At 44.3% G+C, this 26,003-nt stretch carries 27 protein-coding genes; 15 read left to right on the plus strand and 12 right to left on the minus strand.

The features are described 5' to 3' along the window. The first annotated feature begins 41 nt into the window (after nt 1–41). Genes GO495_RS07185 through GO495_RS07200 form a run of 4 tightly spaced genes read left to right on the plus strand, consistent with a single transcriptional unit; the run spans nt 42 to nt 2,530 of the window. The gene (locus GO495_RS07185; RefSeq protein WP_157298992.1) at nt 42–485 is read left to right on the plus strand and encodes a 3-hydroxyacyl-ACP dehydratase FabZ family protein; all 444 of its coding nucleotides are present in this window, start codon (nt 42–44) and stop codon (nt 483–485) included. After that, entirely contained in the window at nt 478–1,746 is a 1,269-nt protein-coding gene (locus GO495_RS07190; RefSeq protein ID WP_157298993.1) for a beta-ketoacyl-[acyl-carrier-protein] synthase family protein, read from the plus strand. Before GO495_RS07185 ends, GO495_RS07190 begins: the two co-directional genes overlap by 8 nt. Further along, nucleotides 1,747–2,001, plus strand: a complete 255-nt coding sequence (locus GO495_RS07195; RefSeq protein WP_157298994.1) for an acyl carrier protein — start codon at nt 1,747–1,749, stop codon at nt 1,999–2,001. Next, nucleotides 1,976–2,530, plus strand: coding sequence for a 4'-phosphopantetheinyl transferase family protein (locus tag GO495_RS07200; protein ID WP_157298995.1), 555 nt, complete (start codon nt 1,976–1,978; stop codon nt 2,528–2,530). Before GO495_RS07195 ends, GO495_RS07200 begins: the two co-directional genes overlap by 26 nt. Here the strand turns inward: GO495_RS07200 and GO495_RS07205 are convergent. From GO495_RS07205 to GO495_RS07215, 3 genes are all read right to left on the minus strand, one after another. After that, on the minus strand, nt 2,491–3,123 hold the full coding sequence (locus GO495_RS07205) for an HAD-IA family hydrolase (protein WP_157298996.1): 633 nt from the start codon (nt 3,121–3,123) through the stop codon (nt 2,491–2,493). The genes GO495_RS07200 and GO495_RS07205 overlap by 40 nt on opposite strands. A gap of 3 nt (nt 3,124–3,126) precedes the next feature. After that, on the minus strand, nt 3,127–4,254 hold the full coding sequence (locus GO495_RS07210) for an MFS transporter (RefSeq protein WP_157298997.1): 1,128 nt from the start codon (nt 4,252–4,254) through the stop codon (nt 3,127–3,129). A 108-nt stretch (nt 4,255–4,362) separates the two neighbouring features. Further along, the gene (locus GO495_RS07215) at nt 4,363–6,804 is read right to left on the minus strand and encodes an MG2 domain-containing protein (RefSeq protein ID WP_157298998.1); all 2,442 of its coding nucleotides are present in this window, start codon (nt 6,802–6,804) and stop codon (nt 4,363–4,365) included. A 154-nt stretch (nt 6,805–6,958) separates the two neighbouring features. Here GO495_RS07215 and GO495_RS07220 point away from each other — a divergent pair, with 154 nt between their 5' ends. Next, the gene (locus tag GO495_RS07220; protein ID WP_157298999.1) at nt 6,959–7,540 is read left to right on the plus strand and encodes a Crp/Fnr family transcriptional regulator; all 582 of its coding nucleotides are present in this window, start codon (nt 6,959–6,961) and stop codon (nt 7,538–7,540) included. A 10-nt stretch (nt 7,541–7,550) separates the two neighbouring features. On the opposite strand, the gene GO495_RS07225 is transcribed toward GO495_RS07220, so the two are convergent. From GO495_RS07225 to GO495_RS07245, 5 genes are read right to left on the minus strand one after another with little or no spacing between them, the layout of a single operon-like run. Further along, a complete protein-coding gene (locus tag GO495_RS07225) occupies nt 7,551–8,177 on the minus strand; it encodes an alpha/beta hydrolase (protein ID WP_157299000.1) in 627 nt (208 codons plus the stop codon). A 1-nt stretch (nt 8,178) separates the two neighbouring features. Next, complete coding sequence (locus GO495_RS07230) at nt 8,179–8,481, minus strand: GNAT family N-acetyltransferase (RefSeq protein ID WP_157299001.1); 303 nt, start codon at nt 8,479–8,481, stop codon at nt 8,179–8,181. Between the two features lie 36 nt (nt 8,482–8,517). Then, nucleotides 8,518–8,847 (minus strand): hypothetical protein, encoded by a 330-nt coding sequence (locus GO495_RS07235; protein ID WP_157299002.1) that lies wholly within the window; start codon nt 8,845–8,847, stop codon nt 8,518–8,520. Between the two features lie 5 nt (nt 8,848–8,852). After that, nucleotides 8,853–9,428 carry a nitroreductase family protein gene (locus GO495_RS07240; protein ID WP_157299003.1) on the minus strand — a complete coding sequence of 192 codons (576 nt, stop codon included), beginning with the start codon at nt 9,426–9,428 and terminating at the stop codon, nt 8,853–8,855. A gap of 38 nt (nt 9,429–9,466) precedes the next feature. Continuing rightward, nucleotides 9,467–10,183, minus strand: coding sequence for a pirin family protein (locus GO495_RS07245; protein WP_157299004.1), 717 nt, complete (start codon nt 10,181–10,183; stop codon nt 9,467–9,469). Between the two features lie 116 nt (nt 10,184–10,299). Here GO495_RS07245 and GO495_RS07250 point away from each other — a divergent pair, with 116 nt between their 5' ends. After that, nucleotides 10,300–10,554, plus strand: coding sequence for a hypothetical protein (locus GO495_RS07250; protein WP_157299005.1), 255 nt, complete (start codon nt 10,300–10,302; stop codon nt 10,552–10,554). Nucleotides 10,555–10,598: 44 nt separating this feature from the next. Here GO495_RS07250 and GO495_RS07255 read toward each other — a convergent pair whose 3' ends face one another. From GO495_RS07255 to GO495_RS07270, 4 genes are read right to left on the minus strand one after another with little or no spacing between them, the layout of a single operon-like run. Then, entirely contained in the window at nt 10,599–11,213 is a 615-nt protein-coding gene (locus tag GO495_RS07255) for a class I SAM-dependent methyltransferase (protein WP_157299006.1), read from the minus strand. Further along, nucleotides 11,213–12,751, minus strand: coding sequence for a DHA2 family efflux MFS transporter permease subunit (locus GO495_RS07260; RefSeq protein ID WP_157299007.1), 1,539 nt, complete (start codon nt 12,749–12,751; stop codon nt 11,213–11,215). The genes GO495_RS07255 and GO495_RS07260 overlap by 1 nt, the downstream gene beginning before the upstream one ends. 57 nt (nt 12,752–12,808) lie before the next feature. Beyond that, nucleotides 12,809–13,549 carry an SDR family oxidoreductase gene (locus GO495_RS07265; protein WP_157299008.1) on the minus strand — a complete coding sequence of 247 codons (741 nt, stop codon included), beginning with the start codon at nt 13,547–13,549 and terminating at the stop codon, nt 12,809–12,811. Between the two features lie 52 nt (nt 13,550–13,601). After that, a complete protein-coding gene (locus tag GO495_RS07270; RefSeq protein WP_157299009.1) occupies nt 13,602–14,186 on the minus strand; it encodes a TetR/AcrR family transcriptional regulator in 585 nt (194 codons plus the stop codon). A 201-nt stretch (nt 14,187–14,387) separates the two neighbouring features. Here GO495_RS07270 and GO495_RS07275 point away from each other — a divergent pair, with 201 nt between their 5' ends. The 9 genes from GO495_RS07275 to GO495_RS07315 all read left to right on the plus strand — a co-directional run bounded on the left by GO495_RS07275 (nt 14,388) and on the right by GO495_RS07315 (nt 25,998). Then, nucleotides 14,388–16,784, plus strand: a complete 2,397-nt coding sequence (locus GO495_RS07275) for an ABC transporter permease (RefSeq protein WP_157299010.1) — start codon at nt 14,388–14,390, stop codon at nt 16,782–16,784. 160 nt (nt 16,785–16,944) lie between these two features. Beyond that, a complete protein-coding gene (locus GO495_RS07280) occupies nt 16,945–17,790 on the plus strand; it encodes an RpnC/YadD family protein (protein ID WP_157299011.1) in 846 nt (281 codons plus the stop codon). Nucleotides 17,791–17,849: 59 nt separating this feature from the next. Beyond that, nucleotides 17,850–18,200, plus strand: coding sequence for a hypothetical protein (locus GO495_RS07285; RefSeq protein ID WP_157299012.1), 351 nt, complete (start codon nt 17,850–17,852; stop codon nt 18,198–18,200). A gap of 221 nt (nt 18,201–18,421) precedes the next feature. Beyond that, nucleotides 18,422–18,709 (plus strand): hypothetical protein, encoded by a 288-nt coding sequence (locus GO495_RS07290; protein ID WP_157299013.1) that lies wholly within the window; start codon nt 18,422–18,424, stop codon nt 18,707–18,709. 44 nt (nt 18,710–18,753) lie between these two features. Next, nucleotides 18,754–21,879 carry an efflux RND transporter permease subunit gene (locus tag GO495_RS07295; protein ID WP_157299014.1) on the plus strand — a complete coding sequence of 1,042 codons (3,126 nt, stop codon included), beginning with the start codon at nt 18,754–18,756 and terminating at the stop codon, nt 21,877–21,879. Then, a complete protein-coding gene (locus tag GO495_RS07300; protein ID WP_157299015.1) occupies nt 21,857–22,996 on the plus strand; it encodes an efflux RND transporter periplasmic adaptor subunit in 1,140 nt (379 codons plus the stop codon). The genes GO495_RS07295 and GO495_RS07300 overlap by 23 nt, the downstream gene beginning before the upstream one ends. A 9-nt stretch (nt 22,997–23,005) precedes the next feature. Then, nucleotides 23,006–24,949, plus strand: coding sequence for a heavy metal translocating P-type ATPase (locus GO495_RS07305; RefSeq protein WP_205691210.1), 1,944 nt, complete (start codon nt 23,006–23,008; stop codon nt 24,947–24,949). A 75-nt stretch (nt 24,950–25,024) separates the two neighbouring features. Beyond that, entirely contained in the window at nt 25,025–25,219 is a 195-nt protein-coding gene (locus GO495_RS07310) for a hypothetical protein (RefSeq protein WP_157299017.1), read from the plus strand. An 8-nt stretch (nt 25,220–25,227) separates the two neighbouring features. Continuing rightward, nucleotides 25,228–25,998, plus strand: coding sequence for a hypothetical protein (locus GO495_RS07315; protein ID WP_157299018.1), 771 nt, complete (start codon nt 25,228–25,230; stop codon nt 25,996–25,998). The last annotated feature ends 5 nt before the right edge of the window (nt 25,999–26,003 follow it).

Consider the following 26,003-nt stretch of genomic DNA (forward strand, 5'->3'; position numbering starts at 1 on the left):
CTATTACTTTTGCTAAAGGAGCATCACATATCAGCTTATACATGACTATAGAAGAAATCTTGCAATGCTTGCCCTATGGACCCGATTTTCTGTTTGTAGACGGACTGGACCACATCGATCAGAACGGTGTAAGAGGTCACTACACTTTTAATGCAGAAATGGATTGTTATAAAGGACATTTTAAAAAATACCCGGTTACGCCAGGCGTGTTGCTTACAGAAACAATGGCACAGATAGGACTGGTTTGCCTGGGTATCTATATCACAGCTGATATGGAATCCTGCAGAGGAAGATCGTTCGCGCTTACTTCTTCAGAAATAGAGTTCAGACTCCCTGTCTTCCCGGGAGAAAAAGTAACGGTCATTTCCGAAAAAGTATATTTCCGTTTTGGTAAACTGAAGTGTAAAGTAAAACTGCAGAACAAAGAAGGGAAAGAGGTATGTAGTGGTACCATTTCCGGTATGATTCTCAAAACCGATGCATAAACGTGTTGTCATAACAGGATTAGGTGTAGCTGCTCCCAATGGGGTAGGTATCCCTGCATTCAGAGAGGCTATCCAGGCAGGCCGCTCCGGTATCCGCCATGATCCCCAACTCGAAGCGTTACAGTTCTCCTGTCAGATCAGTGGCAAACCCGATGTCCCTGAAAGCCTGCAACTGGCTTACCTGGAACCATTAGAACTGCGCAACTTCAATAGCAATGGTATCCTCTACGGTCTCATCGCCGGCATAGACGCCTGGAAAGACGCGCAACTACCTGTCAGTTCCGGTGGGCCCGACTGGGACAGCGGGACTATCTTCGGCGCTGGTTCTGCCGGTGTAGATAAACTGCGGGAAGCCATCTATAAAGTGGATGACCTGCAGGTACGCCGACTGGGCAGCACCGTCGTTCCGCAGACCATGGCCAGCGGTATCAGCGCCTGGCTGGGGGGGAAGCTGGGGCTCGGCAACCAGGTCACTACCAACTCCTCCGCCTGTACCACCGGCGCAGAAAGCCTGCTGATGGCGTATGACCGCATCGTATCCGGACAGGCAACACGCATGCTGGCCGGTAGTACCAGCGATAGCGGACCTTATATTTGGGGCGGCTTCGACGCCCTCAAAGTATGCACCTTCAAACACAACGATAATCCTGCCGGAGGCTCACGCCCTATGAGCGCTACTGCCAGCGGCTTCGTACCCGGCAGCGGTGCTGGCGCCCTGCTCCTGGAATCGCTGGACAGCGCCCTGGAAAGAGGCGTACCCATCTATGCGGAAGTGCTGGGCGGCCACGTCAATTCCGGCGGACAGCGTGGCGATGGCACGATGACAGCGCCTAACAGCGAGGCTGTGCAACGCTGCATTACCAGTGCCTTACAACATGCCGGTGTGAACGCCCGCGAAATTGATGCTATTAATGGTCACCTGACCGCCACCGGTAAAGATGCGTTAGAAATAGAAAACTGGAGTGTGGCACTGGGCCGTAAGGGAAAAGATTTTCCCTATATCAATGCATTAAAATGTATGATCGGTCACTGCCTGAGCGCTTCGGGAAGTATAGAACTGGTAGCCGCGGTATTGCAGTTAAAAGAAGATTTCCTGTTTCCGAATATCAATTGTGAAGACCTTCATCCTGCTATCAGCGCCATTGTTGACGAAGAAAAAATACCACGGCAGTTGCTGCATAAAGAATTAAATTTGATCGCTAAAGCCAGTTTTGGATTTGGCGATGTCAATGCTTGTATTATTTTAAAGAAATATAAATAAATGAATAAAGAAACGTTAATCGCTGCAATCAGGGATATCGTAAAGCCTTATACGAAAGAGGAAGAGGCGCTGAATAACCTCAACGAAAACACTGACTTTGTAACAGACCTCCAGATCAATTCTGCTAACCTCGTAGATATCATCCTGGACGTTGAAGAAAAATTCAACATCGTTATTGACAATGATTCCATGGAACGCATGATGAGTGTAAAAGCTGCTATAGAGATCATTGAAGCAAAACTCGCAGGGCAGTGATTATGACAATCATAAAACGTTCAGTCCGGTGATCGGGAACGACATAATCGATCTTGATCTTGCTGCCCGGGAAAGCCACTGGCGGCGCCCCGGTTATCTGGATAAAATATTTACTGCCGGAGAGCAATCAATGATTGCAAATGCTGAAAATTCCACGTTAATGGTATGGCAGCTCTGGAGCCGGAAAGAAGCCGTTTACAAGATCATAAACAGGTTATCTCATATAAGAACTTACGCTCCCCTTAAATATCAATGCTCGAAAGAAAACTTCGTTATTTACGAAGGCAGATTATATCCCTTTAAAAGCTATCAGATAAATGACTGTATTCATACCATTGCAGTAGAAAGATCTGAGTTATTTGATGCCCTGGAAGTCTATACAGGGCAAAGGGAAGATTGGAACATCAGCAAAGATGAATACGGGATCCCTTTTTTAGAAGGGAAGCCTGTATCTGTTAGTCATCATGGGCGTTATGCCGCCATGATAGTTTATAATGATAACAATCCCGGTAATTCACTCATATTATAAAACACTTTTGCGCCCTCTTTTTCCAGCTCTTTCCCATTAAAAGGCTTCGCATAACCATAAGGAATAAACCCACCTCTCACCGCTGCTGTAATCCCGGCTTTACTATCTTCCACCACTGCACAAACAGAAGGATCAAATCCCATGTTTTCCGCTGCATATAAGAATATCCCCGGATCAGGTTTCCAGCTGCCAATATCATATCCGCTAAAAATCCTGTTCTCAAAATAACCTATCAGACCTGTTACGGTAAGGTTTAATTTTATCTTCTCCACCGGTCCGCTGGAAGCCACACAGAAAGGGATCTTCAATCCGTCCAGCACTGCTTTTACTCCTGGTACGGGCTGCATTTCCTTCTTAAATATCTCATAGGTCCTGGCGCGGAAATCCTGTTCCAGATTCTCCGGAAAAGGGCGGGTCGCACGTCGCTGTAAAGCCCTGATAGCTTCTCTCAGCCTGATCCCGCTAAATTCTTCAACAGCCTCTGAGAGGTCCATACTCACCCCATATTCAGCTGTCATCTCCAGCAACACCCTGTTGTTGATCACCTCACTATCTACTAATACGCCATCACAATCGAAAATGATACATTCCATATATTAAGCTTCTTCTTTAACATGTCTTATCAGCCAGGTAATCACTAAACCCAGGCAGGCTATGGTGGCAAATGCCCAGCGCAATCCTGCTGCTTCTGCTAAAAATCCTACCACGGGGGGTACGATTAAAAACCCAAGATATCCCACTGTAGATACGGCCGCTATAGCCGATCCGCTGCTCATATTTTTTGACCTGCCCGCCATACTGAATACCAGTGGTACCACGCAGGAAGTTCCCAACCCTATCATCATAAATCCTATCCCTGCAGAAACGGGAAAAGGCAATGCCGCTGCCAGCAGCATTCCGCACAATATAAGCAGGCCACTGAATTTTATAATAACAGGGATCCCCAATCTGTTAACGAGTCTATCACCGCTGAACCTTCCGCAGGCCATGGCGATCATAAAGGCTACATATCCCACGGTAGAGATAGCGTGCACCGCTTTTTCGAAATAGATCCCGCTCCAGTCGTACATAGTACCCTCACAAGCCATTACCGCAAAAGAGATGAACCCGAACTTTAACAGGTGTTTATCTGGTAATATCAGGCGCTTGCCACCACCGCCTGTAGAAGGGGGCTGATGTAAGGTGGTCGGGAAGAAGAAAAGCCCTAAAATGATCATAGAAGTACCTGCAAAAAGCAGGTGCCAGTAAGTAGGGAAATGCATATATACCATGAGCAACCCGAGTAACGCCCCGGCGAAACCGGCCAGGCTCCATACCCCGTGAAAAGTAGTAATGATAGACCTGGTAAAGAGCGCCTGCACACCCACAGACTGTGCATTCATAGAGATATTCATCAGGTTGCGGGAGGAGCCGAAGCAGAACAACACGATCACCAGCTGCCAGCTCCTGGTCACAAACCCCAGCAGACATAACATCAGGTTAAACACCATGGCGCCCACCATCATGATATTGCGACTACTGAACTTCCTTAAAAGCATACCGGTAACTGGCAGGGTGAGGATCAGCCCCAGTGGTAAAGCAAACAGGACAAACCCCAGCTGCGCCTCATTGAGCGCTAATTTTCGCTGGATATCAGGAATCCTCGAAGCCCAGGAAGAATATCCAAATCCGGAAATAAAGAAGAATAATGTAATCGCTATTCGTGCCGCCCTCGGAGAATCCATTCAATTTGATTTTTGGGTGCAGGGCGAAGCCCTGCAAAACCCCCTTCAATTTTTATATGATGGTGCGAAGCACCATCATATAAAAATTGTTCTTTGATCAGAATAAATCTAAAAAGTATCCTCTACACGTCCCACACGGCCATCCTCAGCAATTCCTTCTACGATCACCCTGAAATGCCTGGTGAAGTCATTATTATAAAAAGCGATCTTTGCCGTATGAGAAGCAGAATCCACATTCACACTTGGGTTCCAGTAAAGCGTCAGTCGTTTGTCTGCCAGTGCATGTACCTCTTTCCTCACAGAATAATCAGGTGAATAAAACTCTTTCAGGATACTATATCCACCTTTCTTATACAACTCAAAACCTTTCACTGCCGGATCATTGCTATCCCCGCCTTTCTTGGTATAAATGGCAATCGCTCCACCGGAACCACCGCCAACGCCACCCATAAAAGGAGGACGGAATACCTTGATCAGCGCAATATCATTGATATTCAGACTGCTGATCATATCCTTCTGTGTTTGCATCTCATTGAGGTACAACGTGGGCGTACCACCTCTCCATGATAAGGTAGGGTTATTATAATCCCCGGTTATCTGCAAACCGGCTACCCTCGATTGTAAATACTGAAATACGTTAAAAGAAGTAGGCGCTTCCTTGGTCAGGTCAAATGAATACCCATCCCCGCCGGCAAACATCCCCGAAGCATATTTCTTATCAATGGTTTCCTCAGGAGCAATACGTCTTTCTTTGATATTCACTTCTTTCAGCAGGATCGTTCTGTTACTGATAGCCCTGTTCACCCGGTTACTTTCATTCGCTGCATTCAGGAAGTTGGTCAGCACGCTCTTATCTAAAGGAGCCGGTACCCGGAAAGGATAAGGTGATTTAAGCGCTACATAGTTATCAAAGAAATGAGAATTGAATTTTACGTTTACTGCTTTCGATTTGTCTTTGTCACTGCCTTTATAATATATATCCAGCGTATCCATGAACTGTAAATTATCTACAGTAAATTCCCCCATCTGGTTAGTCGTGGCAGAGGTAAAGGCAGTCGTGCTGTCCAGCGGATGTTTCAGGATCATGGAAATCTTTCCGTTGTTAAGGGGAACACGGCCTTCCACATAGGCAGTACCCTTTATAGAAATCCCCTGTTCATAAGGGAAGCGGATCTGTGGCAAATCATTGTTGATGATCTTTTCCCAGCTGAACCTTCTCCATCCGTTGGTCATCATCACCAGGTCTAAGGCATCTGTGGCCAGTTTACTCGTATCCGAGAAATACCAGGCCGGATTATAAATGTATCCTTTCAGATCGGACGTGAGCAGGAGATTGGAATAAATATTATTCTCATCGGGATCTTTCATCACCAGGTCTGCATCAGTCACAGAAATAGATAAACTTGTTTTTAAAGTATCGGGTATTTCTATTTCAATCTTATTCTTGGACCTCTCATCTGTATTGATATAAGGATTTTTCAGATTGATAACCAGTTGATCATTCTTCTTAACAAATACCAGTCGTTCAGACAACGGTTTCCCGTCGGCGCTGAATAACGTCAGTTGCAAGATGCCGCTGGGAATACTGGCGGTAGGGATAAAACCGCTTATCCTGCCGTCAGAGACTTTCAGAGAGGCCCTGTATACAAGCTGTTGCTGCATCTGTGCTACTAAGAATAACCGGTCATAGGTGGTATCTTCGATATTCGCCGGTGAAGCCTGGTAGAATATACGTGTACCCCTGTTGTATACTTTCAGTGCGGCCCCGGTATTTTTAGCCACAGGCAGTATCACATTCTTTTCCTGGCCATTCGCGCTTTTCACTACGGCATGGTAGGTTTCCCCGGGGAGCGCTGTCAGTTCAAATGAACCCATCCCATCGTGTAGCGTCTGTACGGTGGCAATGGTTTTGCCTTTATTGTTCTGTATATTTCCGCTTACCGCAATAGGGTAGCCGTTCTGATCAACTGCCTTAAAGGCTACCTGTGTAGCTATATTTTCCAGCAGGTCCCCCCCTTCAGGGAAGAACTGTACGGCAAAATCGCGGGGTAGGACACTATCCTTACCGGTAGAAGGCGTACGGTTCCTGGCATCAAATACTTCGATGTTCCTGTAGTACAGGAAAGCAGGGTCGAAATTCAGCATCCAGGCGGTATATGCCCTGATCTGGTACTGCCCGGGTTTCTGGGTTTCAGGTAGTTCAATATCGCCTGCAGCGCCGGCGCCACCTGCCATGATACGTTTCTTCATGATAACGGTGCCGCTTTTGTCCAGCAGTTCTACGTAAAGATTACTGGCGCCAAGAGAGGGGAGGCCCTGTACCATGATATATGCTTTGAACCAGATCGTTTCGCCGGAAGCGTAATAATCTTTGTCAAGGTGCAGGTATACTTTTTCCTGTGGGAAGCGTTTGCCAAATAAATCCAATGCAGCGGTCACCTTTTCGGGCCATTCTGTAGGAAGATAAGCAGCGCTGGTTAATGCTCCCAGCAAAATGACCGGTAAGATCCACTTTAAACGGGATAACTTTTTAACTCGTGAAGATTCCATGCGGAATTTATTATTTAGTACAAAATTATGTCAAAATATATGCTAAGATAGAATAAGCATATCATTTTATACAGGAGCGGTAGCTCATAGATACGCTTCATTTGCTTATTATTGTACTTAAATCGGATATTTTAAGACAATTTTAAGACAATTTATGTTCGAAAGGATAGACCAGTTTGTAGCGAGGGACATACAACTTACACCAGAAGAACTGGAAGTATTCCACTCCATGCTGCAATATAAAAAAGTGAAAAAGAAAAGTTTCCTGCTGAAGGAAGGGGAGGTCTGTGACTTTGAAGCGTATATATTGAAGGGGTGTATCCGTACGTATTACGTCAATAAAGAAGGGGTAGAAACAATATTGTTGTTTGCGGTGGAAGACTGGTGGGTGAGCGATTTATCCAGTTTCTCAGAAAGAAAGCCTTCCATACAGTTCATCGAAACACTGGAAGATTGTGAACTGCTGATGATCAACTACGAAGATAAAGCGAGGCTTTTTCAGGAAGTACCGAAGTTTGAAAGGTTGTTCAGGCACATGGTACAACGCTCTCTGGGCGTGCTGCAGCAACGTTTCTATGCCAATGTCTCCCAGACGGCGGAAGAAAGATACCTGGCATTTATAGAGAAGTACCCGCATATTGTACAGCGGGTCCCTCAGCATCAGATTGCCAGGTATATCGGTGTATCTCCTGAATTTTTAAGTAAAGTGAAAAGTTCGATGTATAAAAAGCTTTAGCTGTTTAAGCTCATATCTGGCTTTTGAAGATCAGCTTAGTCGCTTGCTCAATCTCATCCTGACTCACAGTATGTCCCATATTCGGATATACCTTTACGGTTATAGCTGCATGCATCTGCTGTAATATTTTTTCACTGGCCAGCACTCTGTCCACCGGTACATGCGGATCAGGGTTACTGGTGCCGATAAATACAGGCGTTCCGCCAAAGTCTCCCGTATAATTCTCCTGATAAATCTTATCCCCGATCAATCCACCTGTAAACGCAACGGCTCCGCCATATCTCTGCGCATTCCTGGTCACAAATTCCAGTGTTAAACATGCTCCCTGGGAAAACCCGAGGAAGTATATATTCTCAGGTAAAATACCCTGAGCAATAACATCTGCAGTAATCTCTTTTATCACAGATAAAGCAGATGATAAATAAGGCTCATTCTGTGCCGGAGGCGCCATAAAAGAGTAAGGGTACCAGGTGCCACCAGACGCCTGTGGCGCAATGAGTGCAAAATCTTTCACCGGCAGGTAATTAGCCAGGGAGAGAATATCTTCCGCACTGGCACCACGTCCATGAATCATGATCATCACTTTGGATGCTTCGCTTATTTTCTTTCCTGCTGTAACCATGTTCTTCGTATGCATTTTATTCGTTTGTTTGTTTCTGCCATATATCGGCATATGTTTCCGGATGCTTTTTAAACTGAGCATGTACATAAGCACATAACGGTATCACCATCAGGTGATGTTCGCGGGCATATGCCACCATCGCTTCCAGCAATTTCACGGCGAGACCGTGACCTTCTGCCTGTGGCATAATTTCCGTATGATAAACCGTCAGGTTCTTATCATTCACGCCAATCACCATTTCTCCCACCTGTTCGCCATTCTGCATCAGGTAAAAAGCGCCGTGATTTTTTTGATTTAATCTTAATACTACTTCTTCCATAAAATTAAGCTGCAAGGGTATGAGCAATATTCTTTTTCATGATGCCAGTTGAATATTTTCCTGGTCTAATACAAATTTGATTTCGTTGTTCAGCAACCCGCTGCCACCGCCATAATGCCGCCGTACGATCACCGACGGATTCAGTGCAGAGAGTTGTGCCTTCAGCCGGACTTCCTCCTCCGGTGTTACCCCGGCACATAACAATACAATGTGGAAAGAAGTTGTGGCAAAAGCTGCCAGCATTTCTTCCTCTGTGTTCACGGTTACGCCGTACCATCTTGCAGGAGCATTGAGCAGCCTGTTCATGACCAGCATGATTTCCGGATTACGGCCCAGCGCCAGTATGTTCAGTTGATCGATTTGCATATTCTTTAATCTAACAAAGTGGTAAATTCGGCCAGCGGCTTGCGGCTGCGTGGCGCCATCTCTCTTGATTTATACGGCTCTTCCAGTTTCTCTGCATCAGCCAGGTAACCCAGTGCAATGATACATACCGGCTCCTCATTCTCCGGCAGGGACAGTTTTTCTGAGATCTGCTGTTTACTGAACCCGGCCATCACATGACTGTAAATATCCATGCTGGATGCCTGTAACAATATAAAGGAATTAGCCATCCCTATATCATGCAGATAATAAGCGTTCTTCTGTTGTGTATCCGGTAATTCTTTGATACCGATCCCTGCCACCAGCACCGCAGCATTTTTAGCCCATGGCTGATTACCCGGAGCCAATGTTGACAGCAGCGTCTCAAATCCTTCTGTACCCTTATGAGCATAGGCATAACGCCATGGCTGGGAGTTATTGGCACTGGCAGCCCATGAACCAGCTTCCAGTATTGTTTGCATATCCCTTTCTGATATCGCCTTTTCTGCAAAGGAGCGTGCGCTCCAGCGGTGCTTAATTAAATCTATTACCTGGTGTTTCGTCTGAGCAAACTTAATCGACATAAATAATTTAGTTTTCTATAATAAAATAAAGTTGGTTATCAAAGCATTGGTACATCCATGATCAGCAGTTCTGCATTTTCATCCGTAGCTACTATATTAATACTACCGGCTCCGCTAACGCCTATACCATCCCTGGTCCCTACTGCCTGTCCATCTATTGTAAATGAGCCACTTAATACGAACACGTACACGCCATTCCCCTCTTTTTTAACCTTGTAATTAACCTCTTTTCCCTTATCAAACAGTCCCATATTAAACCAGGCATCCTGGTAGATCCAGGTACCGGCATCATCCTTATCAGGTGAAATGATCTGTTGCAACTGGTTCTTCTTGTCCCTGATATCCAGTGATATCTGGTCGTACCTGGGCGTTACGTTCAATTGATTGGGAAACAGCCATATCTGTAAAAAAGACACCGGTCTGTCCTTATTGGCATTATACTCACTATGGAATACGCCGGTACCGGTACTCATTACCTGTATATCTCCCTGCCGGATGATCTCGGTATTCCCCAGGTTATCTTTATGCTCCAGGTCCCCTTCCAGCGGAATGCTGATAATCTCCATATTATCATGCGGATGGGCGTCGAAACCTCTTCCACCCGCTACCTTATCATCGTTAAACACCCGCAGGGCGCCGAATTGCATCCTTTCCGGATTATAGTAACTGGCAAAACTGAAGGTATGATGACTACTCAACCACCCATGATCTGCATGTCCCCGTGTATCTGCCTTATGTAAAATGTAACTTGCCATATCTTTTTTGTTTGTTACAACAAATATCGTATAAAACAGTGAGTAAAACCATTAACATAGCTTAAGAAATTATGGGGAAGGGGGAATATCTGGTTGGATAGGAAAAATCATTAAATATGTATAAAGCAGAATATTATATGCCTAAAGTTATTGATGAAGAGATGCATGACTATTTTATGCAACTAAATGACGCGGAAGAGAAATCCGTAGTGTTAATGTTAAAGACATTTATAAAAAGCCGCCAAGCTGCAATTGAAAATATCAACATTCTCGAGTACAATAACGAACTTGCTGACGCAGAAGCCGAATTTGAAAAAGGTAACTATATTACTCACGAACAACTATTAAAGACAATCTTATCGTTTCTCTAAAAATATTGTACGTGTACTAAGGGTTCGTCATACAATGGTGACAGTTATAATTCTTTTCTGTACACGGCAGCGCATATAAACCGGCCATAATAAAATCTCTCATCAATTTTCTGGTATTGATAACGGCTGAAGAGGCCATCCATATCATTCAGTTTCCCGGCTTCTATCCTTGCGAACACTTTAAAGAAGATGTACATTGTTTTCAGCATGATCTGCTGCCATAATTGTTTGGGATCATCAACAAAATCTGCAAATAACCAGTCCCCACCGGTTTTCAGGCAAGTGTGTAATTTCTCAAAAATAACAGCTGCATTAGTGGCAGAGAAGTTATCAAAGAGAAAAGGAGTGAGGATGATATCATATTGACGAGAGGAAGTAAATTCTTCAATAGATTGATGTACGAACTGTACATTGTTATACTGTACTCTTTTTTTAGAGAGTGTCAGCATGCTTTCGGAGATCTCTACATAAGTGATCTCAAGACCGGAAGGCTGGAACTTTTCAAGTATCCAGCCTGTTCCGCCGCCTACGATCAGCACGGTAGTATTTGGTTTTATATGGGATAAAAGATATACCTGCGCATTGATAATAGAACGCTGGAAGATTGTCCTGCTAAGGAAATCATAATACCTGGCTATTGTATCGTAGTTGTTTTTCATTAATGGTCAGACAAGGCTACCTGTACCGGTTTGCCTTTTCTCCCCGAAGCTAATAAAAGAATAGGTAAAGAAAGAAGGAAAACAAGCCCTATCAGCAGATAAGCATCATCAAAGCTCATCAGACTGGATTGCCTGGTTACATTCATGTCGATCAATCTCAATGCCTTTCCTTTTGCTTCCAGTAATCCGGCGCCTTTACTGATGAATGAATTGGTATAGTCGGCCAGCCTTTTCACTGCCAGCGGATTATCCGTAGTAATATTGGCTACCAGGTCGGAACGATGTACTGCATTCCGCTGTGTAAGGTAGGTATTCACAATCGCCAGCCCGAATGAACCGCCCAGCTGTCGCATCATATTATTCAGCGCAGCCCCCTGGGGAATATCCTTTGGCTCCAGCGAAGAGACGGCCAGCGAGGCCAGCGGCACTGTAATGACTGCCAGTCCTATCGCTCTCCATATCAGTGATACTGTAATATCCGATGCATTGGCATCCAGGCTTAACCTCGACATCTGCCAGCTAAACAGCATAAACAGCAGCATGCCAGTAGTAATCATCACCACAGGAGAAATGCCGCGTTGCAGCAATCTGGCCGATATTATCAGGCCGCCAATGGCCAGCAATGCACCCGGTAACAACAGTAACCCTGTTTGTGAAGGCGTGAAATTAAGTAGTCGTTGGGAAAACACTGGTGTGAGGAATACAGAGCTGAACAGCCCTATCCCAGATACAAAGGTGAGTATTGCCGCCACACTCAGATTCTTACTTCTCAACACCCTTAAATTGACGACAGGTGTTTTTGTTCTTAATTCCCACCAGATGAACAGCAATAACCCAAAGAAAGCCATCACAGAAAGGCATACGATGTAGTTAGCATCAAACCAGTCATCCACTTCACCTCTTTCGAGTACTGTCTGCAAAGAGCCTACTCCTGTAGCCAGCAGGAATATCCCCAGCCAGTCTACCTTTCCCGCTGTTTGTTTGATCAGTGGTTCATGTAATAATGAATAGCATACAGACGCTGCAGTGATACCAATAGGAATGTTGATATAAAATATCCAGGGCCATGAATAGAACTCCGTGATATAGCCACCTAAAGTGGGGCCTATCGTTGGGCCAATGAACACACCGATCCCGAACAATGCGCTGGCCACATTCAGTTTCTCTTTAGGGAACAGTTCATACACAATTGCCTGAGATACGGACAACAAAGCACCGCCGCCTATGCCCTGCAGGAAACGGAAAGCAACGAGCACCCAGATATTGCTGGCTTGTCCGCACATGAAAGAGAAGAAGGTAAAGGCGATGATGGAGCCGATATAGTAATTACGTCTACCCAGTTTGGTGGTCAGGAAACCGGTAATAGGGATGATGATCACATTGGCGATAGCATAGGAAGTGATGACCCAGGAAGTGTCTTCCAGGGTAGCTCCAAGATTACCGCTCATGTGCGATAACGCCACATTAACGATAGAGGTGTCTATCAGTTCCATTACTGCAGCAGCAATAACGGTAACCAGCAATATTGTTCTGTTCATGGGTAGAAACTTAAAGACCCTTATTATACCGATCGGTATAATAAGGGTCAATTTTTTTTATCTGTTTGCGTTCATTGCATTTAATGCATCAGAAGGAGAGGAGAGGTATAATTTGTAGAAGTCGTTTGTACCAGCTACACGAATTTCGTAGTTATCTGTTGCTAATGACTGCAACAGTTCATCTGCTACAACTTTAGGAGGGATACCATTTTCACCGCCTATTTCGGTAGAGAAAGTTGTATTCACAAGAGGAGGCATCAGTTCAAATACTTTCACGCTGCTGGCCTGATAGGTAAATCTGAGTGCCTGTGTATAGGAATGAAGAGCGGCTTTACTGGCGCTGTAACCAGGAAGGTTAATACCAGGCGTAAAAGCTACGATAGAAGATACATTTACGATAGCTGCTTCAGTTTGTTTACTTAACAGCGGTAATAGTTTTTCATTCAGATAAACGATGGAGAAGAAGTTGGTCTGCATTTCTTCTTTGGCTTTCTTTGCAGCGTCTGCATGATCTGCCAGTTTATACACGTAAGAAAAACCTGCGTTATTAATCACGACGTTCAGTTTCGGAAACTGTGTGTTCAGCGTCTGCACCAGTTTATCAATATCCTGTTCATTGGCCACATCGGAAACGATCGGCGTTACATTCTTTAATTGAGCAGCAGCTTTTTCCAGTCTTTCTGCATTTCTGCCGGTGATGATCACATGATTCCCCTGTTCGGATAAAGATTTTGCTATTTCAAAGCCTATACCCAGGCTACCGCCAGTGATAAGAACGGTATTGTTTGTTGTTTTCATTTTGTTTGTTTTAATATTATACCGATTGGTATATTTATAATTAAAAAAAGAGTTATAGATCGAGGATCATTTTTTCTACTGACTGTAACACCAGTTTCCTGTAGTTCAGTTTACCGGTTGCCTGTACTAGCATGATAGCGCCTTCAATGGTGGCTATCATCGTCAGCGCCCACTGATCGGGGTTTGCCGGCATTTTAAATTCTTTGTTCTCAGCCCCTTCTTTCAGATAAGCTACGAGCTTGTTTTTCCAGCTGGTAATCGCGTCGCCTACTTTTTCTCTCAGCTGCGGATGCGTGTCGTCTGCTTCAGTGGCAGTATTCAACAGTGGGCATCCTCCTTTTGGGAAAGGCAGTTTCATGAAGTTCTCATACACATTGGCATATACCAGTAATTTACCTTTCATAGTCTTCTCTTTCTCCATCTCCTGCTGAATAATAGCGATCACTTTCTTATGATTATAATCAAATGATGCTAATGCTACTTCATCTTTATTGGCGAAATTACCATAGATGCTCCCCTTCGTTAAGCCGGTAGCCTCGGTCATATCTGTTAAAGAAGTGCCCGCATACCCTTTCGTATTAAAAATGGGAGCGGTTTTCTCCACGATATATTGCCTGGTTCTTTCTGCTTTACTCATATCAATCGCTTAAGACAATGTAAAAATATACCAATTGGTATTATTTGCAAAATAATATTTTGGATAATGTCCAATTACGGACAGCTTCCGTACCAAAGCCGGACATTATCTGTCAAAATAGATATCTTTATTAATTGATTATCAATTATATAGTAAAGTGGCCCTTTTTTAGCATAAGCCCCATTAAATAAATTATCCGCTATGTTCCGGAACTATCTGAAAACAGCCTTTCGTAATCTGACCAGGAATAAATTATTCTCCGGATTAAATATTATAGGGCTGGCTACAGGGATGGCCTGTAGTATTCTCATTTTTTTATGGGTACAGGACGAGCGGAGCTATGACAGGTTCAATACAAATGCTGCTCATATCTATCGCATTACATCACATGTAATGGATATGAATATGGCGATCACGCCCATTCCAATGAGTATAACAGCAAAGAAGGAGATTCCGGCTGTTAAAATGGCCACAACTATTGCTCCCTTAAAAAGTACTGTTACCATCGGTCATCAGAAGTTTGACGATAAGAATATCTTTTACGCAGATTCGAACTTCCTCAGAATGTTCAATTACCCGGTTGTTAAAGGAGATCCTGCTACCTTACTTACCAGTCCCGATGAAATAGTGATCACAGAAAGTGCCGCTAAGAAATATTTCGGAGGTATCGGAAATGCAATGGGGAAAGTGATTCGTTTAGAGAATAATGCGGGAGGTGTACCTATGACTTTGACAGTGAATGCTATCCTGAAAGATATTCCGCATAACTCGCACCTGCAGTTCGATATGCTGTTGCCCAAACAACAATATGATAAGAAGAGGAACCCCAGCGAGATATGGGGGAATTTTGATGTATACAGTTACCTGTGGATCGACGAACACGCAGATGGAAATCCTGCCGCCATCGCATCCCTGGAAAAGCAGGTAAATAGTATGCATGACCGCAATGATAATTTTCACATAAAAAGTACGTATAATTTGCAGGCCCTTCCCGATATTCATCTGCAGCCCGGTTTATTTATGGATGTTGCGGGTGGAGGAAATAAGCAGTATGTGACTATTTTTTTATTGGTAGCCATATTTATTCTGTTGATTGCCTGTATTAACTTCATGAATTTATCTACAGCTATTTCAGGCCAGCGGGCGAAAGAAGTAGGGCTACGTAAAACAGTGGGAGCGCAACGTTTTCAATTGATACTCCAGTTTTTAAGCGAGTCATTATTATTATCGCTTGTTTCCCTGGTGATCAGCATTGGCCTGGTCATATTATTGCTGCCTTTGTTTAATGCACTTGCTGCAAAATCCATTTCTATCAACCTTTTAAGTGTAAAAAATATAGGATTGCTCTTAGCTATTGCAGTGGCAGTGGGAGTGATCTCCGGAAGTTACCCCGCTCTTTTCCTGTCTTCTTTTAACCCGGTAAAGGTGTTGAAAGGAGTAAAGTATTTGCATGGACGTACCAATTATTTCCGCAACGGACTGGTAGTATTGCAGTTCTCTATTTCAGTGATTTTAATCATCAGTACACTGGTAGTATTTAACCAGCTGCAGTACATCCGTCACCGTGATATCGGGTTTAATAAGGATAACCTGTTGTATACTAAAGTCCCTGATGCGGGCGACTTCAGTGCAAATTTCAGAGCCCTGAAAACGAAATTGAGTGAACAATCGCGGATCACTGACTATACACTGATCAGTCATTTGCCCACAGATCTGCAGACGGGGCAGAAGGTAACCTGGCCGGGTATGGATCAGGAAACTTTATTCATTGCTCCGGAGATATGGGTTGATGAAAACTTTGTCCGTGTATTTGGAATGAAGCTGCTGGCTGGAAGATTTTTTCGGAAGGATGATATAGCAGATAGTAAGAATTATGTTGTGAATGAAACAGCGCTGAAGAAATTTAACATGGATGTTGCTACTGCAGTGGGTAAAAAGATAACAGTAGATGAGCGGGAAGGAGAGATTATCGGGATTGTGAAAGATTTCAATTTCAAACCTATACAACAGACCATCGAACCGCTTATACTTAGAACGTATGATGGCTATGCCAACGGTACTGCCGGCTTCATTGTTGTAAAAACCAGGACCGCAGGTATTGAGCGTAGCATGAGTGATGTCAGAAACATATTGCAACCTATATTTCCCGAATACCCCTTTTTACAGGGTTTTGTTGATGATGACCTGGGCCGCTTATACATCGCGGAGCAACGCATGGGTAAACTGTTTAACGTATTTTCTGTACTGTCTGTTATTATTTCCTGTCTTGGATTGTTTGGCCTTGCCACCTTCGCAACGCAAAAGCGTATCAAGGAGATCGGTGTGCGAAAAGTGCTGGGCGCCAGTGCGGCGGGTATTGTCGCAATGCTCTCAAAAGATTTCATCAAACTGGTAGCGGTGGCCCTGATCATCGCTTTTCCTGTTTCCTGGCTGGTCATGAACAAATGGCTGGACAATTTCGCTTATCGCATTTCCATCAGCTGGTGGATGTTCCTCTTTGCTGGCATAATGGCCATTCTGATCGCATTCCTTTCTGTTAGTTATCAGTCAGTAAAAGCAGCATTGTCAAATCCGGTAAAAAGTTTACGATCTGAGTAAATATTTTTTTTGTCGGATTTACTTTTCTCTTACATTTGCTGAACAATATTGAAGCAGCCCTGGTGAATCATCATCACGGGCTGTTTTTATATTAACTCTCATTCGTTTTATCTCCTGTTGAACATAACTCGTTTTATTTTTTAATCATTTAACTAATTAAATGAAAGAGGAAGTTATGTCCCCAATACAGGGAAATAAATATGATAAGATTGTCAAAGAGAATATGGAATCTCTATTGCCTGTTGTTATCAAAAATATATTAGATCTGGATATTTCTGATACTGAGGAAATTCCCGGAGAGCTGCAGTATACAAAGGAAAGAAAGCCAGATTTAATAAAGAAAGTCACAGACCAAAATGATAATACGTTTGTACTCCATTTAGAGTGGCAAACTCAGAATGATAAAAACATGGTTTACCGCATGGCAGAGTATGCGGTGATGCTGCAACGTAAATACCGTATACCTGTAAAGCAATACGTCATTTTTATTGGTAAAGGTAAAGTTACAATGTCTACAAATCTCGATTTTGAAAACTTAAAATTCTGGTATCACATTCTTTCACTAAAAAATTTCGACTATAAATTTTTTCTGGAATCAGAAGACCCTGCAACAAAAATATTTGCAATTTTGGCTAATTTTGAAAAGGATGGGGAAGACAAAGCAATAGCAAATATTTTGCAGGAAGTAAAGACATCCGCTGATGGAAACCTTCAGCAAAGCCACTTCTATAACCAGTTGAAGGTTTTAGGGAAACTTCGTAATGACAATATTAATCTTAAATTAAACAGCATGATATTATCAGTGGAAACATTTATAGAGGATGAAGACTATCTCAAGAATGTAGAATCAGATATCATTTACAAGAGATGGGGAGAAATAGCGGAAGCAAAAGGGGAAGCAAAAGCCCAAAAAAAGATAGCAATAAATATGAAAGCGCTTGGGGTCGCAACTGAGTTGATTGCCCGGGCAACAAATATTCCTGTTGAAGAAATAGAGCTGTTGTAAGTAATCATATCTATCTCCTGAAACTTCGTAATTACAATGTTAATCTTAAATTGAATACAATGCCAATAACAATGGAGATCCTTTTGAAGGATAAAGATTATCGTGCGAACGTAAAATTAGATACATATTATAAGATTGGTTACGCAGATGGTAAAGCCGAAGCGAAAAAAGAGATGGCGATAAAGCTGAAGGAGGTGGGGCTCGTAACTGAGCAGATGTTAGATGACTATTTGAAGGTTAGATATTTTCGCAAGAATCTAAGATTAGATATATTTTACGACATGGGCCACAGAGATGGTAAAACAGAGTTCCGAAAACATATGGCGAGAAAGATGAAGGGACTCGGGTATGCAAACGATCTGACCGCCAAGGTAACAAATATTCCTGCCAGAAGAATAGCAAAGTATTAATTTCTCCGGTGCCAGGCAACTAAAAGTACACCAGAATAACTCATTAAAAGCTTCGGAAGATACATCTCTTCCGTTTATCCTCCGTAATTAACGAAAGATAAACGGAGGAGATGTATCTTCCGAAGCCTTTCAGAGAGTCTTAAAGTATAATATTCATCAACGTTGCAATCTTTTATCCTCCTTTAAAGTACAGAATATTTTATATTTGACCCGGTTTGAAGATGCTCACACTCATATTATCCATTTATGTACTGCTGATGGCAGTCATTCCCTGCTGCGCTTTCGATAAGTGTACTGCAGATCAGGAAATGGGTGCCGGCGGTCATAAAGAACCACAAGGGAGCTGTTCTCCTTTTTACAGCTGCCATAGTTGCTCCGTTCCCGTAATCCTCGAAAAGCCATTACAGATGGCTGCCGTTGAAAGCACCAACGAACCACATTACGCAGCTTATCAACCGGCTACTCTCCAAAGCTTTAGCTTTTCCTGCTGGAACCCTCCACGGGCCTGATCCCACATCGCAGGAATCATCTATTACTCAATTAAATCAGTTGCATGCTCGATAAGATCATCAGCTTTTCCATACGGAATAAGCTGGTCATAGCATTGTTTACACTGGTACTGATCATATGGGGAATCTCCAGTTTGAGAGGACTGCCCATCGATGCCGTACCCGATATAACAAATAACCAGGTACAGATCATTACTACCGCGCCTTCACAGGCTGCACAGGATATTGAACGGCTGGTTACTTTCCCGGTAGAACAGTCCGTGGCGACTATCCCGGAAATTACAGAAGTACGTTCCTTCTCACGCTTTGGCCTTAGCGTGGTGACCGTCGTGTTTGAAGATAAAACAGATGTGTACTGGGCCAGACAACAGGTGAGTGAACGCCTGGCATCTGTCCGGGAACAGATCCCGGCAGGAGTGGGGAACCCTGAACTGGCACCGCTTACTACCGGACTGGGAGAGATTTACCAGTACGTAATTCATACCAAACCCGGCTACGAAAAGAAATACTCTGCCATGGACCTGCGTACTATACAGGACTGGATCGTGCGCAGACAGTTACTGGGCGTACCGGGAGTAGCAGACGTAAGTAGCTTGGGAGGATACCTCAAACAATACGAAATAGCCCTGGACCCGGAGAAACTCCGTAGCATGAACCTGGGTATCAGCGACGTATTTACCGCCCTGGAGAAAAACAACCAGAATACAGGCGGCGCTTATATAGATAAAAGACCGAATGCCTATTTCATCAGGAGTGAAGGGCTGATCAGTCAACTGGATGATATCAGTAACATCGTGGTCAAAAGCAACCGCAATGGTATTCCCGTGCTGATTGCCAATGTTGGGAAAGTAAGCTTCGGACATGCCATCCGTTATGGGGCTATGACGCGGAATACCGAAGGTGAAAGGGTAGGCGCTATCGTGATGATGCTGAAAGGGGCGAATTCCTCTGCTGTAATTGCCGATGTAAAAAAACGCATTACACAGATAGAAAAGACATTACCCGAAGGTGTGCTGATAGAACCCTTCCTGGACCGTACAAAACTGGTGAACAATGCGATCGCGACAGTCACCCGTAACCTTGCAGAAGGGGCATTGATCGTCATCTTTGTACTGGTATTGCTGCTGGGCAACTTCCGGGCAGGACTGATAGTGGCCTCCGTAATCCCGCTGGCAATGTTGTTTGCGGTTTGCATGATGCGACTCTTCAACGTATCCGGTAACCTGATGAGCCTGGGTGCTATAGATTTTGGATTGATAGTAGATGGCGCCGTGATTATCGTGGAAGCAACGATGCATCACCTCGGATTACGTAATACCGGTAACAAACTTACCCAGAAAGAAATGGATGAGGAAGTATACCAGTCCGCCAGCCGTATACGTACTTCTGCAGCCTTCGGGGAAATCATCATATTGATCGTTTATCTCCCCATTCTGGCCCTCGCGGGCATAGAAGGTAAAATGTTCCGTCCAATGGCACAAACGGTGGCATTTGCCATCGCAGGGGCCTTTATTTTATCGCTTACCTATGTGCCAATGGTCAGCGCTTTGTTTTTGAACAAAAACATCTCTTCCAGACGTACCTTCTCCGATAAGATCATGGACTTCTTTTACCGGGTGTATAACCCGCTGATCCGCTTTGCACTGCGTTTCAAAAAGAGTATCGTGATGTCGGCCATGATATTACTGGGCCTTAGCCTGCTACTGTTCAACCGGCTGGGGGCTGAGTTCATCCCCTCTTTAGACGAAGGCGATTTTGCTGTGGAAATGCGTGTATTAAAAGGCAGCAGCATGTCTGAAACAATTGCGGCTGCTGATAAAGCCGCAGGCATTATCTTAAAAACCTTCCCCAATGAAGTAAAAGAAGTGGTAGGCAAGATCGGAAGCGGGGAAATTCCTACAGATCCTATGCCTGTAGAAGCCTGCGATCTTATCGTGGTGTTGAAAAACAAAGCCACCGCTACGCCGGAACTGGCAGAAAGGATGTCCGCAGCGCTGGAAGAAATGCCCGGTGTTACCTTCGGTTTCCAGCAGCCGATTCAAATGCGCTTCAATGAACTGATGACCGGCGCCCGTCAGGACGTAGTGATAAAGATCTACGGAGAAGACCTGGACCTGTTAGCTGCTTATGCGCAAAAAGTAGGGGCAGTGGCGGGAAGGATCAAAGGTGCAAAAGACCTCTACGTAGAACAGGTAACAGGACTGCCACAAATCGTCATCAACTACAAACGGGATCTGATAGCCCGCTTCGGACTAAACATTGAAGACATCAATGATGTCATCAACACCGCATTTGCAGGTAAAAGCGCCGGCATTGTATATGAGGGCGAAAAACGCTTCGACCTTGTCGTACGACTGGATAAGGAAAACCGCCAGTACCTGGATGATGTAAAAGGATTATACATCACCGCTCCCAATGGTGTGCAGGTGCCCATCACTGAGCTGGCAGACATAGAACTGAAAGTAGGGCCTAACCAGATACAGCGTGACGATGCCAAACGCCGCATCACCGTCGGCTTTAATGTCCGCGGCCGCGATGTGGAAAGTATCGTCAGCGAACTACAGCAGAAAATAACAGAGAAAGTAAAAATGTCGCCCGGTTATTACATCACCTACGGAGGAACTTTTGAAAACCTGCAACAGGCAAGAACACGTTTAAAAGTGGCCGTTCCGGTAGCCCTGTTACTCATCTTCGTGTTACTCTACTTTACCTTCGGCTCTATCAAACAGGGGCTGCTGATTTATACCGCTATCCCGCTTTCTGCCATCGGCGGTATCATCGCGCTGTGGATAAGGGACATGCCTTTCAGTATCTCCGCCGCTGTAGGGTTCATTGCTTTATTTGGGGTAGCCGTACTAAACGGTATCGTATTAATAGCTGAATTCAACCGTCTGAAAAAAGAAGGACTTACCAGCCTGAAAGAGATTGTCCTGCAGGGAACACGTACCCGTTTACGCCCTGTAATCATGACTGCCACCGTAGCCTCCCTGGGATTCCTGCCAATGGCTTTGTCGCACGGCAGCGGGGCAGAAGTACAGAAACCGCTGGCCACTGTAGTCATCGGTGGATTGCTCACAGCTACCATCCTTACTTTACTGGTATTGCCCTGTCTTTATGTGTTATCTGAAATGATTAAACCAACAAAAAATGAAACGCCTCATATACAGTAGCTTATTTTTTATCATCACCGCCTGCGGGAGTAAAACCCCAAAAGCAGAAGCGCCTCATGAAGAAGGAGCTTCCTCCATAGTTGAATTAACATCCGCTCAATATACCAATGCCGGTATAACAACCGGTAAAATCGGATTAAAGCAGATCAGCAGTAATATCAAAGCCAACGGGAAACTGGATGTTCCACCGCAAAGCCTGATTACCATTGCAGCTCCTTTTGGGGCATTTATTAAGAATACAGAACTGCTGCAGGGCTCTCTGATAAAAAAAGGCGAGGTTGTTGCTACGCTGCAACACCCGGACCTGATCCAGTTGCAACAGGACTACCTGGAGAATAAAAGCCAGGAAGAATACCTGCAGGCGGATTATGAACGGGAAACCTCGCTGGCAAAAGAAAATGTGAACGCGAAAAAAGTATATGAGCAGTCGAAGGCAAACTATTTCTCTTTAATGGCAAAGATCAATGGCCTTAAAGAAAAACTAAAACTGCTGAATATTGATATGAAAGCATTGGACGCGGGAAAAATACAAAGCATTATTTCCCTGTATAGCCCCATCACAGGCTATGTTACAGAAGTGAACACCAATGTAGGCGCTTTTGTAAACCCCAGTGACAAGCTGTTTGAAATCGTGAATACGGAACACCTGCATGCTGAATTAACCGTCTTTGAAAGAGACCTGCCCAAACTGAAAGAAGGACAACGGGTACGTTTCACACTGGCGAATGAAAGTAAACAGCGCACAGCAAAAGTACACCTGATAGGCCGGCAGATCAGTGATGAACGTACGGTGCAGGTACATTGCCACCTGGATAATGAAGACAAACAACTACTACCTGGTATGTACCTGACAGCCTGGATAGAAACAGGAAACGCTATGGTAGATGCCTTGCCTGATGAAGCCATTGTACAGTTCGAGGACAAACCTTACATTTTTATTGAGAAAGGACAATATCAGTATGAAATGATAGCTGTTGAAAAGGGTAGCAGTGAATTGGGGTTCACAGAGATTATGTTACCGCAGGGCTTTGATAAATTAAATACGAAGGTAGTTTTGAAAGGCGCTTATGCCTTATATTCGAAGATGAAAAATAGTGAAGAAGAGGAAGAACATTAAACTATGAAAATGGAACAAAAGCATAATTGTAATCACGATCATGAACATAAGCAGGGGCATCCTCACACACACGATCATGAACACGGAGGTTGGTTTGGTAAAAATACGGAACTCATTTTTAGTCTGATCTGCGGTGGTCTGCTGGCAACTGGTTTCGCTTTGTCATTTATCACCAATATTCACTGGGTCCCTCTTGCATTTTATATAAGCGCTTATTTCTTTGGTGGTTTCTACACCGCCAAAGAAGCCATTGAAAATATCAGATCAGGCACTTTTGATATCGATTCTTTAATGCTGGTGGCTGCCGTAGGGGCAGCTATCTTAGGCGACTGGGCAGAAGGTGCATTATTACTGTTCCTCTTTAGCCTGGGACATTCGCTGGAACACTATGCCATGAACAAGGCACATAAATCGATATCTGCCCTGGCTGAACTGGCGCCTAAAACGGCCTGGCTGAAAGACGGGAAGGAAGTAGGAATTGAACAGTTAAAACCGGGGGATATCATCGTTGTAAAACCTAACACTAAAATCCCCGCAGATGGAGAAGTAGTACAAGGTAACAGCAGTGTAAACCAGGCGCCCATCACCGGAGAAAGTATGCCTGTAGAAAAACAGGTAAAGAGCAATGTATTCACGGGATCCATCAACGGTAACGGTTCCCTGGAAATAAAAGTATCAAGGCCTGCATCAGATTCTACTATCTCAAGATTAATAAAACTTGTTAACGAAGGGCAGCAGCAGAAATCTCCCACTCAACGGTTTACCGATAAACTGCAAAAGGTTTTTGTACCGGTTGTATTGATATTCGTCGTGCTGTTATGCTTTGCATTTTTAGTAATAAACGAAACCTTCAGTCAGAGTTTTTACCGTGCCATGTCTGTGCTGGTAGCTGCCAGTCCATGCGCATTGGCTATAGCCACTCCCAGCGCTGTGTTAAGTGGTGTAGCCCGGGCCGCCAGAGAAGGTGTGCTGATAAAAGGTGGCAGACCGTTAGAAGACCTTGGTACACTCACCGCCCTGGCATTCGATAAAACAGGTACACTTACTGCCGGAAAACCCCGGCTGACCAACATCATCCCTTCAGAAGGAATCAGCGAAGAGGACTTACTGGAAGCTGTTGTAGCTGTAGAAGCATTGAGTGATCATCCGCTGGCGAAGGCACTGGTTACAGACGGTACAGAAAAACTGAAAGGTATAACGATCGCTCAGGCGCAGGAACTGGAAGCAATACAGGGCAAAGGAGTGAAAGCGAAATGGCAGAACAGTACTGTTCAGATAGGCAACCGTTTGATGTTTGAAAGCACTATAACGCCTGAATTAAGTGATCAGATTACTTCGCTGGAAAGTGAGGGGCATACTTCCATGATAGTAAAGAAAAATGATAAATTTTTAGGGATCGTTACAATGATGGACACTCCCAGAGAAGAGGCAAAGGAAGTATTGCAGCTTTTAAAAGAAGGTGGTATCCGGAAGATGATCATGTTATCCGGGGATAGTCAGCGGGTCGCAGATGCGATTGCAAGGGCAATTGGTCTTACAGATGCCTGGGGAAACCTGTTACCCGAACAGAAAGTCGCTGCCATCAAAGAGCTGATCGCTTCCGAAGGGAAAGTGGCCATGGTCGGAGATGGGGTGAATGATGCCCCGGCAATGGCGAACAGTACCGTAGGTATTGCTATGGGAGCCGCCGGTTCAGATGTAGCCCTGGAAACTGCGGATATTGCCCTGATGGGAGACCGGCTGGACAAACTGCCTTTCGCCATCGCACTCAGCCGCAAGGCCAACGGCATCATCAAACAGAACCTGTTTATCAGTCTGGGTATGGTCGCGGTGTTAATCCCGCTTACCCTGCTGGGCATAGCGAGTATCGGTCCGGCTGTAATAGGACATGAAGGGTCTACTATTATAGTGGTATTCAATGCTTTACGCTTACTTGTGTATAAACATAAATGATCGTAATGATATTACGGTTTGCAAAATGGCCTCTTTTTTGTTATATTTGTGTTGTAGGTATCAAATTAATACTTTATGAAGGCAAAGATCAGTAAACTCGGGCTCGCATTTCTCCGCAACAGTAAAGCTGCAAGTGCTTTATCAAAAGCGGTGGATAATAACAGTGACCGGATTTCAAACGGGGAGCCGGTAAAATTCAAGGCGGCCCTGGACAATACGAACAAAATCATTGAATTTACAGTGCGCAAGGTAAACGTTTCTCTACCCTGATATAATACATGAACATTGCAATAGGTGCGTTCCTGATAACATTGCTTTTTATACCCGCCATTTCCTTCAGGTTAGCCCTCAACAACCATCGCCAATTAAAGGAATTACTAGGGGCTCTTTCCATCACAGACACTATCTGGCTTTTTATATTAGTACCCATATGTACGCATCTTGTGTTGCTGCCAATTATCTATTTATTGGGCATACAGGTGAAGTATGATCTCATCCTGAATATCATCTATTCCAACCGCGATTTTCATATCAGTAATAAGATACTGGGATGGGATATCGTGATATTCCTTTCATATGTACTCTTTGCCTTTGGCGTGGCATTCCTGGTAAGCTGGCGTATCGTTAAAAATGAATGGCTGAGTAATAAGATCATCTCCCTCCTGGGGGCAGGAAATGAATGGTACGAACTATTCGATGGTAAATATGCAGATAAGAACTTTGATGTGATCCTTTTGCATGTGGTGACTACTTCCAAAGAAGCGACATTGATCTATTCAGGGTATCTTGAAAATTATTACTTCCAGACAAAATCTACCGAACTTGATTATATTGTACTTACCCAGGTAATGAGAAGGGACCTGCGCAGCAGGGCTATTTCTGATCAGCAGGGTGCACCGGGTACGGAAAGATCCAGTTTTTATGCCAATGAACCCGGCGATCCTATCCGTTTACCCGGTGACATGGTGATTATCCCTGCCAGAGAGATCCTCAACATCAATGTCACTTATCTGGAAATGGAAGGAGATACAATTGAAGCAGAAGAATAAGTTTT

This window comes from Chitinophaga oryziterrae (genome assembly GCF_009758125.1).
GTDB lineage: Bacteria > Bacteroidota > Bacteroidia > Chitinophagales > Chitinophagaceae > Chitinophaga > Chitinophaga oryziterrae.